This is a genomic window from Propioniciclava sinopodophylli (assembly GCF_004324755.1).
Lineage (GTDB): Bacteria > Actinomycetota > Actinomycetes > Propionibacteriales > Propionibacteriaceae > Propioniciclava > Propioniciclava sinopodophylli.
This window is the reverse complement of sequence record NZ_SDMQ01000009.1, coordinates 18,267-33,289: the sequence shown is the minus strand read 5'-3', so window position 1 is coordinate 33,289 and position 15,023 is coordinate 18,267. Positions and strand designations below refer to the sequence as shown.

Genomic DNA, 15,023 nt, shown 5'->3' with positions numbered 1-15,023 from the left:
CCCCAGCGGGGCCGGGCCGCCCCCGCGAGAATGAGGCAATCCGCCAACAAAGGAGCAGCGCCCAGTGATCCAGCATCCCCAAGCCGCTCAGGTGCTCGTCGACTTCGTCCCCACGAGCGAGTACTTCGTGGGCATCGACTCGGACGGGTGCGCCATGGACGCCATGGACATCAAGCACCTCGAATGCTTCACCCCCGCCTACATCAAGGCCTGGGACCTGCAGCCGGTGTCCACCCTCGCCCGCGAGACGGCGCTCTTCGTCAACCTGGGTTCGGTGACGCGCGGCCTCAACCGTTGGCTGGCCCTCAAGCAGCTCCTCGACCTCCTCCGCGACCGCGTCGAGGTGGCCGAGCGTGGCGTAACGATCCCCGAGTACCCCGAGCTCACCGAGTTCGTGAACGCCCCGGGCTACCCGCTCTCCGACAAGGGCATCGCCCAGTACTACGAGGACCACCCGTCCGAAACCATCGCCCGCGCGATCCGGTGGGGCGACGACGTCAACGCGCGCATCGCCGACATGGTGCACAACGCGGGCCCGTTCGTGGGCGTCCGCGAGTCGATGCAGGCCATGGAGGAGGTGGGCATTGACCAGATGACCGTCTCCGCGACCCCCGTCCACGCGCTCGAGTACGAGTGGAACGCCCACGGGCTGGCGCAGTTCATGAAGGTCATCGCCGGACAGGAGATGGGCTCGAAGGCCGAGCACGTCCAGTACGCGGCCAAGGGCAAGTACGCCGACGACAAGATCATGCTGATCGGGGACGCCCCGGGCGACCGGGACGCCGCCGCGAAGGTCGGCTGTCTCTACTACCCGATCCTGCCCGGCGAGGAGAAGCGGTCCTGGAACCGGTTCAAGACCGAGGCGCTGGGCAGGTTCCTCGACGGCACGTTCGCCGGCGAGTACCAGCAGATGCTGATCGACGAGTTCAACGCCAAGCTGCCCGACCAGGTGCCGTGGGAGACCATCTCCGGCAACCGCACCGTCACGATGCCGGAGGTGAAGTGACCGATGCCGAAACTCGTCGACCTGAAGGCCAGCCCGTACAACCTCGACGACGACCAGGTCGCCTGGGTCGAGGAGACCCTCGCCGGCATGAGCCTGGACGAGCAGGTGGGGCAGCTGTTCACCAACCTGTTCTTCTTCGGTGAGGACAGCTTCTCCGGCAACCCGTACACCGCCGAGGACATCATCGAGAAGTTCCACATCGGCATCGCCCGCTACCACGGCGGCACCGCCGAGAAGGTGCAGGGGCTGCTCAACCGCCTGCAGAAGGCGTCCAAGGTGCCGCTGCTGATCGCGGCCAACTGCGACTCGGGCGGCAACGGCGCCATGTCGGACGGCACCTACATCGCCTCTGGCGCCCAGACGGAGGCGACCGGCTCGGTGGAGGTCGCCCGCAACGCCGGCTATGTGTCCGGACGCGAGATGCGCGCCATCGGCGCCAACCTCAACTTCGACCCGTGCGTGGACATCCTGTTCAACTGGCGCAACACGATCGTGAACACCCGCGCGTACGGCACGAACGCCGACGACGTCATCAAGTACACGATCCCGTTCGTCGAGGGCCAGCGCGAGTCCGGCATCCTGACCTGCGTCAAGCACTGGCCCGGCGACGGCACCGAGGAGCGCGACCAGCACCTCATCCTGGGCGTGAACGAGCTGCAGCCCGACGAGTGGGACGCCTCGTTCGGCAAGGTCTACCGGGCTCACATCGAGAACGGCGTCGAGATGATCATGGCCGGCCACATCGCGCTGCCGTACTACCAGCAGAAGCTCAACCCCGAGCTCAAGGACGAGGAGATCCTGCCCGCGACCCTGGCCGACGAACTGCTGAACGGCCTGCTCAAGACCGAGCTGGGCTTCAACGGCGCGATCATCACGGACGCCTCGCACATGCTGGGCATGACCTCGGCCATGAGGCGCGAGGACTACGTCCCGCTGTCCATCGCCGCCGGCTGCGACGCGTTCCTGTTCTTCAACAACCTGGAGGAGGACTTCGGGTTCATGAAGGCCGGCGTCGAGAACGGCGTCATCACCAAGGAGCGCCTCGACGACGCCAACCGCCGCGTGCTCGGCCTCAAGGCCAAGCTCAACCTGCACCGGGCCCAGGCCCAGGGCACGCTGTTGCGCACCGCGTCCGACCTGGACGTCGTGGGCTGCGAGGAGCACCTGGCCATGCGGGCGGACGCCGCGGACAAGGGCATCACGCTGGTCAAGAACACCCTCGACCAGCTGCCGCTGAACCCGAACGACCACAGGCGGATCAGGATCTACCACCTGACCGGCGAGGTCGGCGGTATCACCGGCGGCGGCGACCCCGTCATGCTGAACACCTACGTGAAGCTGCTCGAAGAGCGCGGCTACGAGGTCGAGGTGAACGACGGCACCACCCGGGTGAAGGGACCGACCCTGAAGTACCGCGACGAGGTGGACGCCGCCCTGATCCTCGCCGAGGTGATCGGCTACGGGGCGCAGAACAACTACCGCATCCAGTGGAAGACGGCGATGAGCAACGAGTGCCCCTGGTACGTCTGGGAGGTGCCGACCTTCATGGTCAGCCACAACTTCACCACCCACCTGCACGACGCGACGATGGTCAAGTGCTACGTGAACGCCTACCACCCCAACGAGGAGAACGTCCGGGCGACCCTGGACAAGCTCGAGGGGAAGTCGGAGTTCCGGGGCACGCCCAACGACCTCGTGTGGGCCGACAAGTGGCAGGCCCGCCTCTGACGGTCCGCCTCGCCCCTGCCCTCGGGGCGGGCTGCACGTGGTGGCAACCTGCAGCCCGCCCCGGTGCAGTTCGCATAGAATCCCCCGGGTAGGCCCGAGCGGGTCACATGGACAACGAGGTTGTCCGCCTGCGCGACGCACTGCCTGGCGGGACCGAACGGCACGTAATCTCGAAAGGCGCCCACCGTGCTCATTCCCTTAGTGGTTTCCACACCGGTCTGGATCGCGACGATCGTCGGCATCATCGCGCTGCTGGCCTTCGACTTCTTCTTCCACGTCCGGAAGTCGCACATCCCCACGATCGGTGAGGCAGCCAAGTGGACGTCGATCTACGTGTCGATCGCCATCGCCTTCGGCGTCTACATGTGGATCGCGTACGGACAGCAGTGGGGCGTGGAGTACTTCGCCGGCTACATCACCGAGCTGAGCCTGTCGGTCGACAACCTGTTCGTCTTCCTCATCATCATGGCGAGCTTCAAGGTGCCGCGGCAGAACCAGCAGGCGGTGCTGATGTTCGGCATCGTGGTGTCGCTGATCTTCCGCACCGGCTTCATCTTCCTGGGCGCCGCCCTGATCAACAGCTTCGCCTGGGTGTTCTACATCTTCGGCCTGATCCTGCTGCTCACCGCCGGCAACCTCATCAAGCCGGAGAAGGACGGCGAGGATGAGGAGTCGTCGGAGGCCAACAACTTCATCATCCGCCTCGCCAAGCGTTTCATGCACACCACCGACCACTACGACGGCGACAAGCTGTTCACGGTCGAGAACGGCAAGAAGGCCATGACCCCGCTGCTGCTGGTCATGATCGCCATCGGTGGCACCGACGTCATGTTCGCGCTCGACTCGATCCCGGCCATCTTCGGCCTGACGCAGGAGACCTACATCGTCTTCACCGCCGTCGCGTTCTCGCTGCTGGGCCTGCGCCAGCTGTACTTCCTCATCGACGGCCTGCTCGACCGCCTGATCTACCTCAAGTACGGCTTGGCGATCATCCTCGCCTTCATCGGCGTGAAGCTCATCCTGCACGCCCTCCACGAGAACAACCTGCCGTTCATCAACGGCGGCGAGCACGTGCCGGTGTTCGAGGTCAGCACCGAGCTGAGCCTCGGCGTCATCATCGCCACGCTGATCGTGGTCATCTTCTTCTCGCTGGTCTCCCCCAAGGGCAAGGCGCTCACCACCATCAAGAACACCCGCCGCCACGCCAAGCAGTACCTGGACACGGGCTTCGAGGCGGACCCCGTCCAGCGCGAGAAGCTGTACCGCAATCTGCTGAACGAGGAGGCCGCGCTGCTGGCGCTGCCCGAGAAGTACAAGCACGAGATCTTCCGCGAGCAGGAGCTCCTCGACCTCCTCGACGAGGCGCACGCCACGCACGACCGGTACGTCGACCAGAACCCCCAGTGGTTCGAGTCGCGCGACCGCCTGCAGGGCCAGGCGAAGCTCGACACGGCGGCCTACCGGCGCGCCCTGGAGAACCCGGACGCCCTGGAGGGGGCCGACCACGAGGACTGATCTCCACAGGAGGACCCAGTGAAGAACCTGCTGTTGGCCGCCTCGCGCAACCACACCGTGCGTGATCTGGCCACCCGGCTCCCCGTCGTCCGTCGCACCGTCGACCGCTTCGTCCCCGGCGAGGGCGTGGAGGATGCACTGCGCGCGGTCCGCGAGATCAAGGCGTCCGGCCGCCTCGCCACCATCGACACGCTCGGCGAGGACACCACCACCACGGCGGCCGCCAGCGCCGCCACCCAGGCCAACATCACCCTCGTCCGGAGCCTGGCTGACGCGGGCCTCACCGACGTTGCCGAGGTCTCCCTGAAGGCGAGCGCGCTGGGCCAGGCGCTCCCCGGCGGCGCCGAGCTGGCGCTGGAGAACGCCCAGCGCATCGCGTCCGCCGCCGCGGAGGCCGGCACCACCGTCACGTTGGACGCCGAGGACCACACGACCACCGACGCCACCCACGCCCTCGTGGACGCGCTGCGCCACGAGTTCGCCGGCACCGGCACCGTGCTGCAGGCGATGCTGTTCCGCACCGAGGCGGACGCCGCCCGCTTCGCCGGCCCGGGGTCGCGGGTCCGTCTGTGCAAGGGCGCCTACGCCGAGCCGGCGTCCGTGGCCCACCAGTCCCCGGCCGACGTCCGCGCCGCGTTCCAGCGCTGCCTGGCGGTGCTGGTGGCCGGAGAGGGCTACCCGATGATCGCGACCCACGACCCGGCGATGATCACGGCCGCCCTCGGCCAGCTCCTGGTCGCCGGTCGCAGTGTCGACAGCTACGAGTTCCAGATGCTGTACGGGGTACGCCCCGACGAGCAGCTGCGCCTCGCGCGCGAGGGGCACCGCGTCCGCGTCTACGTCCCCTACGGCGTCGACTGGTACGGCTACTACATGCGCCGGCTGGCGGAGAAGCCCGCCAACCTGGCCCTGCTGGGGCGGGCGTTGGTCTCCCGGAGCTGACCCTGAATTGCCTAGCCGCGCCTTGATCTGGGCGACCGGGTGCGGAAAAGTCGACCTGTCAGCCGCGCACGGGCGCGGCCCCGATGGCAAGGAGACCCCATGGGCCTGTTCGACATGTTCCGCCGCGACGAGGAGATCGCCATCACGCGTTCCGCGTTGGACGAGGCGAACGATCCCACCGGCAACGACGATGCGATCACCAACCTGATCAAGCAGCTCACCGGGGTGGGCATCGAGGGCGTGATCGGTTTCCCGGGCGCGAGGGCGGTGGCCGACAAGGCGCTCGCCAAGAGCAACGGCGACGTCGAGGCCGCCGTCGACGCGGTCGTCCGCCAGCACCTGGTGGGCGGTGCCGCGGGCGGCTTCCTGACCTCGCTGGGCGGCTTCCTGACCATGGTGGTGGCGATCCCCGCCAACGTCTTCGAGTTCTACGTGCAGGCGACCCGCATGACCGCGGCCGTCGCGCACCTGCGCGGCCACGACCTCGCCGACCCGCGCATCCGCACCGCCGTCCTGCTGTCGCTGGTCGGCTCGGACTCGTCGGACATCCTGGCCAAGGCGGGCGTGAGCGTCGGCACCTCGGCGGCGCTGAACGTCGCCGGCAAGAACCTGCCGAAGTCGGCGCTGATGGTCATCCAGAAGGCCGTGGGCTTCCGCATCCTCCGCTCTGTCGGCGAGCGCCTGTTCGCGCGCGTCGGCAAGCTCGTCCCGATCGCCGGGGGCGTCTTCGGCGCCGGCATCGACCTGGCGATGATGAAGCGCATCGGCGACCAGGCCAGGGCGGAGTTCCCGCGCGCCTGACCCCCGTCACGAGTGCCCCCGTCCCCTCGGGACGGGGGCACCGCGCGTCTCAAGAAAGAGCGCCGGCGGCCCGGGCGAGCCCGGCGGTGATGTCGGCCACGAGGTCGTCGGGGTCCTCGATGCCGACCGAGAGCCGGACGAGACCGGGCCCCAGACCGGCGGCGGCCTGCACGTCGGGCGGCATCGCCGCGTGCGTCATCGAGCCGGGGTGGCACACCAGCGACTCGACGCCGCCCAGCGACTCGGCCAGCGAGAAGTGGTCGAGGCCGTCCACGAAGGCGGCCACGGCGTCCTCCCCCCCGGCGAGGTCGAACGACACGATGCCTCCGAAGCCAGCCATCTGCCGGGCGGCCAGTGCGTGGCCGGGGTGGTCGGGCAGCCCCGGGTAGTACACGCGCGCAACGGCGGCGTGACCGGCCAGGGCGTCCACGACGGAGGCCGCGTTGGCCTGGTGGGCGGCCATCCGGACGCCGAGGGTCCGCAGCCCCCGCATGGTCTGGTAGGAGTCGAACGCCCCGCCCGTGACTCCCAGGCAGTTGGCCCACCACGCCATCTGCTCGGCCAGTTGCACGGTCGCCGAGGCCACGACGCCACCGATGACGTCGGAGTGCCCGTTGAGGTACTTGGTCGACGACTGCACCACGAGGTCGGCACCGAGCTCGATGGGCCGCTGCAGCACCGGCGAGCAGAAGGTGTTGTCGACGGCCATGAGGCCGCCGCAGGCGTGGGCGGCCTCGCCCAGGGCCGCAAGATCCGAGATGCCCAACAGCGGGTTGGACGGCGTCTCCACCCACAGCAGCCGCGGCGCGAGCGAGGTGACGCGAGCGGGGGCGTCCGGCGCCGTCAGGTCAAGCAGCTGCAGGTCGAAGCCCACCCGCCTGGCCAGTGCGTCAAGCAGGCGCCACGTGCCGCCGTAGGCGTCGTGCGGGGCGACGACGACGTCGCCGGCCGCCACGAGGCCGAGCAGGACCGTCGAGATCGCGCCCATCCCGGACGCCGTGACCACGGCACCCGCCGCGCCGTCGAGCTCGGCCAGGGCGTCCGCAAGCAGCGAGCGGGTCGGGTTGCCGGACCGGGAGTAGTCGAACGCCCGCGGCGTCCGGAGCCCCTCGAAGCGGTAGGTCGTCGACAGGTACAGCGGCGGGACGACCGCTCCCTCGGCGGCGTCCGTGTCGATGCCGGCACGCACGGCCGCCGTGCGCATGGTTCGCTCCACTGGACGAGCCCCTTTCCACTGGTGTGCGACCGATCATACGGCCGGGTCTCTGGCGTGGCCCGCCCGTTCCGGGTACCGTCCCGCCATGAAGCTCGAAGACGTGATCCGCAGCAAGGGCAACTCCGTCGTGACCATCTCCCCCACCGCCACCGTGGCTGAGCTCGTCTCCCTCATGGCGGACAGCAACATCGGCGCCGTCGTCGTCTCCTCCGACGGGCGCCACATCTCCGGCATCATCAGCGAGCGCGACGTCGTGCGCGGCCTCGCAGGCGCCGGGCACGGCCTGCTGGAGTCGACGGTCGCGGACCTGATGACCGGGGACGTGGTGGTGGGCCACCTCGAGGACCGCATCGAGGACACCGCCCACACCATGACCCACAAGCGCGTGCGCCACATCCCGATCGAGGTCGACGGGGAACTCGCCGCGATCGTCTCCATCGGCGACGTGGTCAAGTACCGCATCGACCAGCTCACCGACGAGCGCAACCACCTGCTCGGCTACCTCCACACGTGAGCTGGGACGCCGCGGGCCTGGCCCGCGCGCTCGTCCGGGTCGACGGGCACGTCCAGGGCGTCGGCTTCCGGTGGTGGGTCTCCCGGCAGGCCGGACGCCTCGGGCTGTCCGGGTACGCCGAGAACCTGTGGGACGGTCAGGTGGAGGTGGACGTCCAGGGCCTCCCCGAGGATGTGGACGCCATGGTCGAACTGCTCACGTCACCCAAGGCGTCCGGACGCCCGGGCCGCGTCACCGGCTTCCTGGTCGACCGGCGCGCACCCGAGGCGTCCACCAGCGGTTTCGACATGCGCTGACCGCCGAGGGCTTGGGTCCGATCCGCCGAGGGCTTGGGTCCGATCCGCCGAGGGCTTGGGTCCGCTCCGCCGAGGGCTCTCACAGGGAACGCACAGCCAACTCATGGCGTCCGGCCATGCCGGGCTGGGAGAGTGGACCCATGACCGAACGCGAGCAGCTCACCCGGGCGGATGGGACGCCCATCCGCGTACTCACCGTGGACGACGAGCCGGCGATCACCGAACTGCTCAGCATGGCCCTGCGCTACGAGGGGTGGGACGTCACCACCGCCCACTCCGGCACGACGGCCGTGCAGGCCGCGCGCGAAACGCGGCCGGACGTGCTCGTGCTCGACATGATGCTTCCCGACTTCGACGGGCTCGAGGTGATGCGCCGCGTGCGCACCGAGCAGCCGGACGTCCCTGTCATCTTTCTCACCGCCCGGGACGCCGTGGACGACCGAATCCACGGGCTGACGGCCGGCGGGGACGACTACGTCACCAAGCCCTTCTCCCTCGAGGAACTCGTCGCCCGCCTGCGCGGCCTGCTGCGCCGCTCGGGCGCGACGTTGGTCAAGCCGGGCTCGCAGCTCGTGGTCGGCGACCTCGCCCTCGACGAGGACTCTCACGAGGTGACCCGCGCGGGCGAGGAGATCCAGCTGACCGCGACCGAGTTCGAGCTGCTGCGCTACCTGATGCGCAACCCGCGCCGCGTGCTGAGCAAGGCGCAGATCCTCGACCGCGTGTGGAACTACGACTTCGGTGGCCAAGCCAACGTCGTCGAGCTCTACATCTCCTACCTCCGCAAGAAGATCGACGCGGGGCGCGAGCCGATGATCCACACGCTGCGGGGTGCCGGGTACGTCCTGAAGCCGGCTGGCTGATGGCGGAACACAAGCCCTCGGCGGATCCAACCCAAGCCCTCGGCGGAGCGGAGGTGTTGGGCAAGGGGACGCTCAGCCGCCAGCTGATCCTGGCCACCACGGCGCTGGTCGCCGTGATCGCGATCCTGCTGTCGGGGCTGACCGCGCTGTCGATGCACCGCATCCTCGAGGGACAGATCGACGCGCAGATCATCAACTCCGCCAGCCGCTTCCGCGGGGACGCAGGCGACCGCGGCGGCGCGTTAGGCCAGCCGGGCGGGGCCGGGCAGCAGCAGGGGCTGCTGTACTACCTGCAGGGCTTCGACGGCATCGTCCAGGTCGGACGCGAGCGCGAACGGCTCTCGGCCGACGTGACGGCCCAGCTCGACACCCTCACGCCGTCCGACCAGCTCGTCACCCTCAACCTGCCCGAGTTGGGCGACTACCGCCTGTACGCGTCGACCGTCACGGGCACCGCCAACGGCGTCCGGGGCACGTTCGTGCTGATCACCGGCCAGTCCACTGATTTCTTGAAGACGTCGATGACGTCCCTGCTGGTGGCGGCCACCGTGCTCACCCTGCTGGCCATCGCGATCGCCTTCATCGCCGCCCGGACCGTCGTCGAGCGCAGTCTGCGCCCCCTGGCCCGGCTCACAGCGACGGCGAACCACGTCTCCCGCATGCCGCTGCACTCCGGTGAGGTCGCCGTGCCCGTCCGCGTCCCGGACGCCGACGTCGACCCCCGCAGCGAGGTCGGGCAGGTAGGGCTGGCGTTCAACCACATGCTCGACAACGTCGAAGGAGCCCTGGCCGCGCGCCAGCGCTCGGAGACCAAGGTGCGCCAGTTCGTCGCGGACGCCAGCCACGAGCTCCGCAACCCACTGGCGTCCATCCGCGGCTACGCGGAGCTCACCCGCCGCGAGCGCGCCCACCTGCCCGACACCACCGCGCACGCGTTGGGACGCATCGAGTCCGAGTCCGAGCGCATGTCGCGCCTCGTCGAGGACCTCCTCCTGCTCGCCCGCCTCGACTCCGGCCCCGAGCTGGCCCTGCTACCCACCTCGCTGAACCAGGTAGTCGCCAACGCCGTGTCGGACGCCCGCGCGGCGGGCCCCGACCACATCTGGACCCTCGACCTGCCGGACGCCGACGTCCTCGCCCAGGGCGACCCCTACCGGCTCACCCAGGTCGTGGCCAACCTGCTCGCCAACGCCCGGACGCACACGCCGGCCGGCACCCGCGTCCACACCTCGGTGGCCGCCGACGGGCCGGACGCCGTGGTCACGGTCACCGACGACGGCCCGGGCATCCCGCGCGAGCTGCTCGACCGTGTCTTTGAGCGGTTCACCCGCGCGGACGCCAGCCGCGTCCGGTCGGGCGCCGGTGGCCAGTCGACCGGGCTCGGGCTGGCCATCGTCGCCGCCGTGGTGGGCGCCCACCACGGGCGCGTCGAGGTCGCCTCGCGGCCGGGCCTCACCGCGTTCACGGTGCGCCTCCCCCGCGCGGACGCCGACGGACCGCCGTACGCGAACCGACCGTAGCGTGGCGCAGCGCCCGGGGGACGCGTCCCCCGGGATAACCTCGTATGGTGATCATCACCTTCACGGCGAACCCGAGCCTCGATCGGAGCGCACCGCTGGCCCGCGACCTGCGCGTCGCCCGGCTGAACCGGCTCGGGCAGGTCTACCGACTCGCCTCCGGCAAGGGGGTCAACGTGAGCGCGGCCGTGCACGCCGCCGGCCACCCCACCCTCGCCATCGTCCCGGTGGACACCAGCGACCCGCTGGCCGAGGCGCTGCGCAGACGCGGCGTCCCGAGCCGCATGGTCCCGGTCGGACACCGTGCGCGCACCAACCTCTCGATCACCCACCCCGACGGCAGCACCACCCGCTTCATCGAGCCCGGCGAGCCGCTGACGCCGGAGAACCAGACGGCACTGGTGAGCACCCTGCTCGCCTCCCTGCCGGGGGCCTCGTGGCTGGCGCTGTGCGGCAGCCTGCCGCCGGGCGCCCCCGTCGACTGGTACGTGAAGCTCACCGAGATGGCCCACTCCGTCGGCGTCCGGGTGGCCGTTGACGCCGACGGTCCCGCCCTGGACGCCGTGATCAGCCACGCGCACGCAACCCCGCCCGACCTCCTCTCCCCCAACGTGGCCGAGCTGCAGAAGGCGACCGGACGCTCCATCCGGAAGGCGGTCAAGGCGGGCGACCTCCAGCCCGCGATCGATGCCGTGCAGGAACTGCACAACCGGGGGGTCCCGCGCGTGCTGGCCACGCTGGGCCCCCAGGGCGCCCTGCTCTCCTGCGAGGACGGCCTGTGGCACGCCGAGCCCGACCCGGTCCAGCCGGTGTCGGTGATGGGGGCGGGGGACGCCGCGTTGGCCGGCTGTCTGCTCATCAGCACGCGCACGCAGGACCCGGCGCTGTGCCTCGACCGCGCCGTCGCCTACGGGACGGCGACCGTGCTCAAGCCGGGCTCCGAGGTGCCGACCCCGGCGGACGCCGACGCGATTTCCCTCACCGTGCGCAAGCTGGCCTGATCACAGGCGCAGCGCCCGCATCACCTTGAGCGCTCCCGTCATCACCTCGGCGAACTTCTCCCGCGACGCACCCGTGGGCGCACCCAGACCCATCCCGCGCTGGGTCGCGACGGCCTGCACCTGCGTGAAGCGCAGCAGACCCTCGGGCCCCTGGCGTCGCCCCAAGCCCGACTGCCCCATGCCGCCCATCGGGGCCGACAGCGACCCAAAGCTGGCCGCGATGGCCTCGTTCACGTTGACCGTTCCGCACCTGATCCGGGACGCCAGCGCCCGGGCTCGCGCGTGATCGCGGCTCCAGACGGCCGCGTTCAGTCCGTAGGTGGAATCGTTGGCCAGTGCGAGGGCCTCCTCCTCGGTGTCGAACGGGTAAAGGGAGACCACGGGGCCGAACGTCTCGTCGCGGAAGCACTCCATGTCCTCGCTGACGCCCTCCAGCACCGTCGGCTCGAAACTCCACGGCGCGAGGTCGGGGCGGTGGTGTCCGCCGACGAGCACGGTCGCGCCCTTCGCGCGGGCGTCCTCGACGTGCGCCTGCACCTTGTCGAGTTGGGCCGCCGAGGTGAGGGTGCCGACCTCGCCGGTCCAGTCCAAGCCGGGGCGCAGTTCGAGGGCAGCGACGGCCGCGACGAACCGGTCGCGGAAGTCCGCGTACACCGCTCGGGCGACGTACAACCGCTCGAAGCTGGCGCACAGCTGGCCCGCGTTGGAGAAGCAGCCGCGGAGCGCCCCGTCGACCGCCGCGTCCAGGTCGGCGTCCGCGCACACGACCATGGGGTTCTTGCCGCCCAGTTCCAGGCTGGAGGCGACCAGCCGCTCGGCCGCCCCGACCCCGACCTTGCGGCCCGTGGCCGTGGAGCCGGTGAAGCAGACGTGGTCGCCGCGCTCGACCAGCGCCGTGCCGATCTCGCCGCCGGGCCCGGTCACCACCTGCCACACGTCGTCCGGGACGCCCGCGCGCCGCAGCAGCTCCAACCCGGCCAGCGCGGTCAGGACGGTCTGGGCGTCCGGCTTGGCCACCACCGCGTTGCCCGCCGCCAGCGCGGCGAGTCCGTCGGCCATCGCCATGGTGAGCGGGTAGTTCCACGGCGAGATGACTGACACCACGCCCTTGGGGTGGTGGTGCACGTCGATGCGCGTCAGCCCCAAGAACACGCCCCGACGGCGCTGCGGCCGCAGGAAGCCGGCCGCGTACTGCCCGTAGTAGCGGGCCGTCATCGCGAGGTGGAAGACCTCCTCGACGGCGTCCTTGCGCGCCTTGCCGGACTCGGCGACGATCACGTCGGCCAGCTCGGCCTGCGCGGCGAGCAGCAAGTCGTGGAACGCCAGCAGGCGGCGTCCACGTTCGGACGCCCCCAGCTCGGCCCAGGCGGGTTGCGCGGCGCGGGCGGACGCGAACGCGGCATCCACGTCGTCCAGCGTCGACTGGGGGACGTCGGCCAGGTGGCTGCCGTCGAGCGGGGACGCCGTGGCGTCCGTCTCGCCCGAGGTCGCGCGGGCCAGGGGCAGCAGGCGGCGCGCCGTGGCGTCCGGGAGCAGGAGTGCGGCGTCGGAGCGGGTCGCGGTCATGCCACCAGCCTAGGCACGATCCCGGGCCATCACGGCTCCGATGGGCATCGTGCTGGCCACCCGCAGGCACACGCCGTGATTCCCGAGGGCGACCCAGGCCCTCGGCGGTGTGATGTGAGGTTTGTCATGGTGAAGTGGTGAAGTGCAGCACTGGGGGCGGGCGCGATCCGGGGCGAGTCTGGACGCATGACCACGACAGCCCACATGCCCACCGCCGCCGGCGCCACCCGCACCGACGAGGCGATCGTCCTGTCCGGCGTCCGCCGCAGCTACACGACGGCGTCCCGCCTCAACCTCCTGTCCGGTCGCCGGGTTCCGACCGCGTCCTTCGAGGCCGTCCGGGGCGTCGACCTGAGCGTGCGCCGCGGCGAGCTGTTCGCGCTGCTCGGCACGAACGGGGCGGGCAAGACCTCGACGGTCGAGCTCATCGAGGGGCTGGCCAGGCCGTCCGCCGGTGAGATCCGGGTGCTGGGCCACGACCCGGTGGCCGAGCGCGGGCGCGTCCGTTTCCGCACGGGCGTCGTCCTGCAGAGCTCGGGCTTCCCCTCCGCCCTGACCGTCGCCGAGATGGCGCGCCTGTGGCACGGCACCCTGACCCGCCCGCTGCCGGTCGACGCCATGCTCGAAGCGGTCGACCTCGCGGGCCGCGCCGACGTGGAGACCAACAAGCTCTCGGGCGGCGAGCGCCGTCGCCTCGACGTCGCACTGGCGCTGATGGCCGACCCTGAGGTGCTCATCCTCGACGAACCCACCACCGGCCTGGACCCCGAGAGCCGCCGCACCATCTGGGGGCTGGTCACCGGCCTGGTCGAGCGCGGCAGCGCCGTCCTGCTCACCACGCACTACCTCGAGGAGGCCGAGCAGCTCGCCGACCGGATCGCGATCATGCACGCCGGCGTCATCGCCCGCGAGGGCACGCTCGCCGAGATCGTCGCCGACACGCCCTCGCGCATCACGTTCACCCGGCCAGAGCACCTCGACCTGGCCCGACTCGAGACCCCCGGCGCCCGCGTCCACGTCACCGACGAGATCGTGATCGAGACCCCCACCCTGCAGGACACCCTCGCCCGTGTGCTGGCCTGGGCCGGCGACGAGCCGCTGGGCTCGCTGAACGCCCGTGTCGCCTCGCTGGAGCAGGTGTTCCTCGCCGTCGCCGACCGGCCGCTCACCAACGCCTGACCCCACCCCGACAAGGAGACCCACGATGACCATCACCACCGCCACCACCCGACCTGACGCCGCGACTTCCGCCCCGGCCGCCCGCGGCAGCTTCTGGCGCCGCTTCGGCGCGCTGGTCGCCGCCGAGAGCCGCATCCTCGTCCGCAACCGGACGGCCCTGCTCACCGCGGTCGCCATGCCGCCGCTGATTGCCTTCGCGTTCTCGGGGCTGTCGATGGACCGCGCCGCCCTCGGCGTCGTCCTGACCATGACGTTGGTCGGCAGCGCACTGATGTTCGTCCTGTACTTCACGATGGTCACCTCGCTGGTGGCGCGCCGCGAGCAGCTCGTGCTGAAGCGCTTGGTGGCCGGCGAGCCCACGCCACTGGAGATCCTGCTGGCCCCCGCCGTCCCCCTGCTGGTGTTGTTCCTCGTCCAGTCCGGGCTCGCCATCGGGGGCGCCGTCGCCCTCGGCACCCCGTTCGCCCACCCGTGGGCGCTGGTCCTCGCCGTCGTCGGCGGCGCCGCCACCTGGACGGCCCTGGCCATCTGGAGCGCCACCTGGACGCGCACCGTCGAGTCGGCCCAGCTGACGACGATGCCGCTGATCCTCGTCGCGATGCTGCTGTCGGGCTTCTCGCTGCCGCTCACGATCCTGCCGGACGTGGTGCAGCGCTTCGCCCACTGGCTGCCCATGACGCCGGTGATCGACCTCATCAACCTGGCCCACCTCGGCACCGGTACCTCGGGGGAGGCGCTGGCCGGCGGCGCCCTGGTGGGCGCGACGACCGGCATGATCTTGCCGATGCTGCTGTGGACCGCCCTGGCTCTCTACGCCGGCCTGCGCGGCTTCCGCTGGGACCCGCGCGGCTAGGCTCGCAGCCGCGAGGAGAGGAGTGA

General features: G+C 70.7%; 14 protein-coding genes. 12 read left to right on the top strand and 2 right to left on the bottom strand.

The window, feature by feature from the left end; all coding sequences use genetic code 11:
* Positions 1-64: 64 nt before the first annotated feature.
* The 5 genes from ET989_RS09710 (at position 65) to ET989_RS09690 (ending at position 5,992) form a co-directional block, all read left to right on the top strand.
* The gene (locus ET989_RS09710; RefSeq protein ID WP_241656298.1) at positions 65-1,006 is read left to right on the top strand and encodes an HAD family hydrolase; all 942 of its coding nucleotides are present in this window, start codon (positions 65-67) and stop codon (positions 1,004-1,006) included.
* A 3-nt stretch (positions 1,007-1,009) separates the two neighbouring features.
* Positions 1,010-2,734, top strand: a complete 1,725-nt coding sequence (locus tag ET989_RS09705) for a glycoside hydrolase family 3 protein (protein WP_131168379.1) — start codon at positions 1,010-1,012, stop codon at positions 2,732-2,734.
* Positions 2,735-2,920: 186 nt separating this feature from the next.
* Positions 2,921-4,249, top strand: coding sequence for a TerC family protein (locus ET989_RS09700; protein ID WP_241656297.1), 1,329 nt, complete (start codon positions 2,921-2,923; stop codon positions 4,247-4,249).
* Between the two features lie 18 nt (positions 4,250-4,267).
* On the top strand, positions 4,268-5,191 hold the full coding sequence (locus ET989_RS09695) for a proline dehydrogenase family protein (RefSeq protein ID WP_206662299.1): 924 nt from the start codon (positions 4,268-4,270) through the stop codon (positions 5,189-5,191).
* A 99-nt stretch (positions 5,192-5,290) separates the two neighbouring features.
* The gene (locus tag ET989_RS09690) at positions 5,291-5,992 is read left to right on the top strand and encodes an EcsC family protein (protein WP_206662298.1); all 702 of its coding nucleotides are present in this window, start codon (positions 5,291-5,293) and stop codon (positions 5,990-5,992) included.
* 49 nt (positions 5,993-6,041) lie between these two features.
* On the opposite strand, the gene metB is transcribed toward ET989_RS09690, so the two are convergent.
* Entirely contained in the window at positions 6,042-7,196 is a 1,155-nt protein-coding gene (metB, locus tag ET989_RS09685) for a cystathionine gamma-synthase (protein ID WP_131168377.1), read from the bottom strand.
* A gap of 97 nt (positions 7,197-7,293) precedes the next feature.
* On the opposite strand from metB, the gene ET989_RS09680 reads away from it, so the two are divergent.
* The 5 genes from ET989_RS09680 (at position 7,294) to ET989_RS09660 (ending at position 11,399) form a co-directional block, all read left to right on the top strand.
* Positions 7,294-7,722, top strand: a complete 429-nt coding sequence (locus tag ET989_RS09680; RefSeq protein WP_131168375.1) for a CBS domain-containing protein — start codon at positions 7,294-7,296, stop codon at positions 7,720-7,722.
* Positions 7,719-8,018, top strand: coding sequence for an acylphosphatase (locus tag ET989_RS09675; RefSeq protein ID WP_131168373.1), 300 nt, complete (start codon positions 7,719-7,721; stop codon positions 8,016-8,018). The genes ET989_RS09680 and ET989_RS09675 overlap by 4 nt, the downstream gene beginning before the upstream one ends.
* Before the next feature lie 140 nt (positions 8,019-8,158).
* The gene (locus ET989_RS09670) at positions 8,159-8,881 is read left to right on the top strand and encodes a response regulator transcription factor (protein ID WP_131168371.1); all 723 of its coding nucleotides are present in this window, start codon (positions 8,159-8,161) and stop codon (positions 8,879-8,881) included.
* Entirely contained in the window at positions 8,881-10,401 is a 1,521-nt protein-coding gene (locus ET989_RS09665; RefSeq protein ID WP_131168369.1) for a sensor histidine kinase, read from the top strand. The genes ET989_RS09670 and ET989_RS09665 overlap by 1 nt, the downstream gene beginning before the upstream one ends.
* A 47-nt stretch (positions 10,402-10,448) precedes the next feature.
* Positions 10,449-11,399, top strand: a complete 951-nt coding sequence (locus tag ET989_RS09660) for a 1-phosphofructokinase family hexose kinase (RefSeq protein ID WP_165490110.1) — start codon at positions 10,449-10,451, stop codon at positions 11,397-11,399.
* On the opposite strand, the gene ET989_RS09655 is transcribed toward ET989_RS09660, so the two are convergent.
* Positions 11,400-12,965: a succinic semialdehyde dehydrogenase gene (locus tag ET989_RS09655; protein ID WP_131168364.1), complete on the bottom strand. Its 1,566-nt coding sequence runs from the start codon at positions 12,963-12,965 to the stop codon at positions 11,400-11,402.
* 186 nt (positions 12,966-13,151) lie between these two features.
* Between ET989_RS09655 and ET989_RS09650 the strand changes: the two genes are divergently transcribed.
* On the top strand, positions 13,152-14,144 hold the full coding sequence (locus ET989_RS09650) for an ABC transporter ATP-binding protein (RefSeq protein ID WP_241656296.1): 993 nt from the start codon (positions 13,152-13,154) through the stop codon (positions 14,142-14,144).
* A gap of 25 nt (positions 14,145-14,169) precedes the next feature.
* Positions 14,170-14,997, top strand: coding sequence for an ABC transporter permease (locus ET989_RS09645; protein WP_131168362.1), 828 nt, complete (start codon positions 14,170-14,172; stop codon positions 14,995-14,997).
* Positions 14,998-15,023: the final 26 nt, after the last annotated feature.

Excerpts from the sequence above, each read along its gene's own strand:
- ET989_RS09650 (WP_241656296.1), top strand. The coding sequence starts at position 13,152 with ATGACCACGACAGCCCACATGCCCACCGCCGCCGGCGCCACCCGCACC.
- ET989_RS09705 (WP_131168379.1), top strand. The coding sequence starts at position 1,010 with ATGCCGAAACTCGTCGACCTGAAGGCCAGCCCGTACAACCTCGACGAC.
- ET989_RS09665 (WP_131168369.1), top strand. The coding sequence starts at position 8,881 with ATGGCGGAACACAAGCCCTCGGCGGATCCAACCCAAGCCCTCGGCGGA.
- ET989_RS09680 (WP_131168375.1), top strand. The coding sequence starts at position 7,294 with ATGAAGCTCGAAGACGTGATCCGCAGCAAGGGCAACTCCGTCGTGACC.
- ET989_RS09690 (WP_206662298.1), top strand. The coding sequence starts at position 5,291 with ATGGGCCTGTTCGACATGTTCCGCCGCGACGAGGAGATCGCCATCACG.
- ET989_RS09670 (WP_131168371.1), top strand. The coding sequence starts at position 8,159 with ATGACCGAACGCGAGCAGCTCACCCGGGCGGATGGGACGCCCATCCGC.
- ET989_RS09645 (WP_131168362.1), top strand. The coding sequence starts at position 14,170 with ATGACCATCACCACCGCCACCACCCGACCTGACGCCGCGACTTCCGCC.
- ET989_RS09655 (WP_131168364.1), bottom strand. The coding sequence starts at position 12,965 with ATGACCGCGACCCGCTCCGACGCCGCACTCCTGCTCCCGGACGCCACG.
- metB (WP_131168377.1), bottom strand. The coding sequence starts at position 7,196 with ATGCGCACGGCGGCCGTGCGTGCCGGCATCGACACGGACGCCGCCGAG.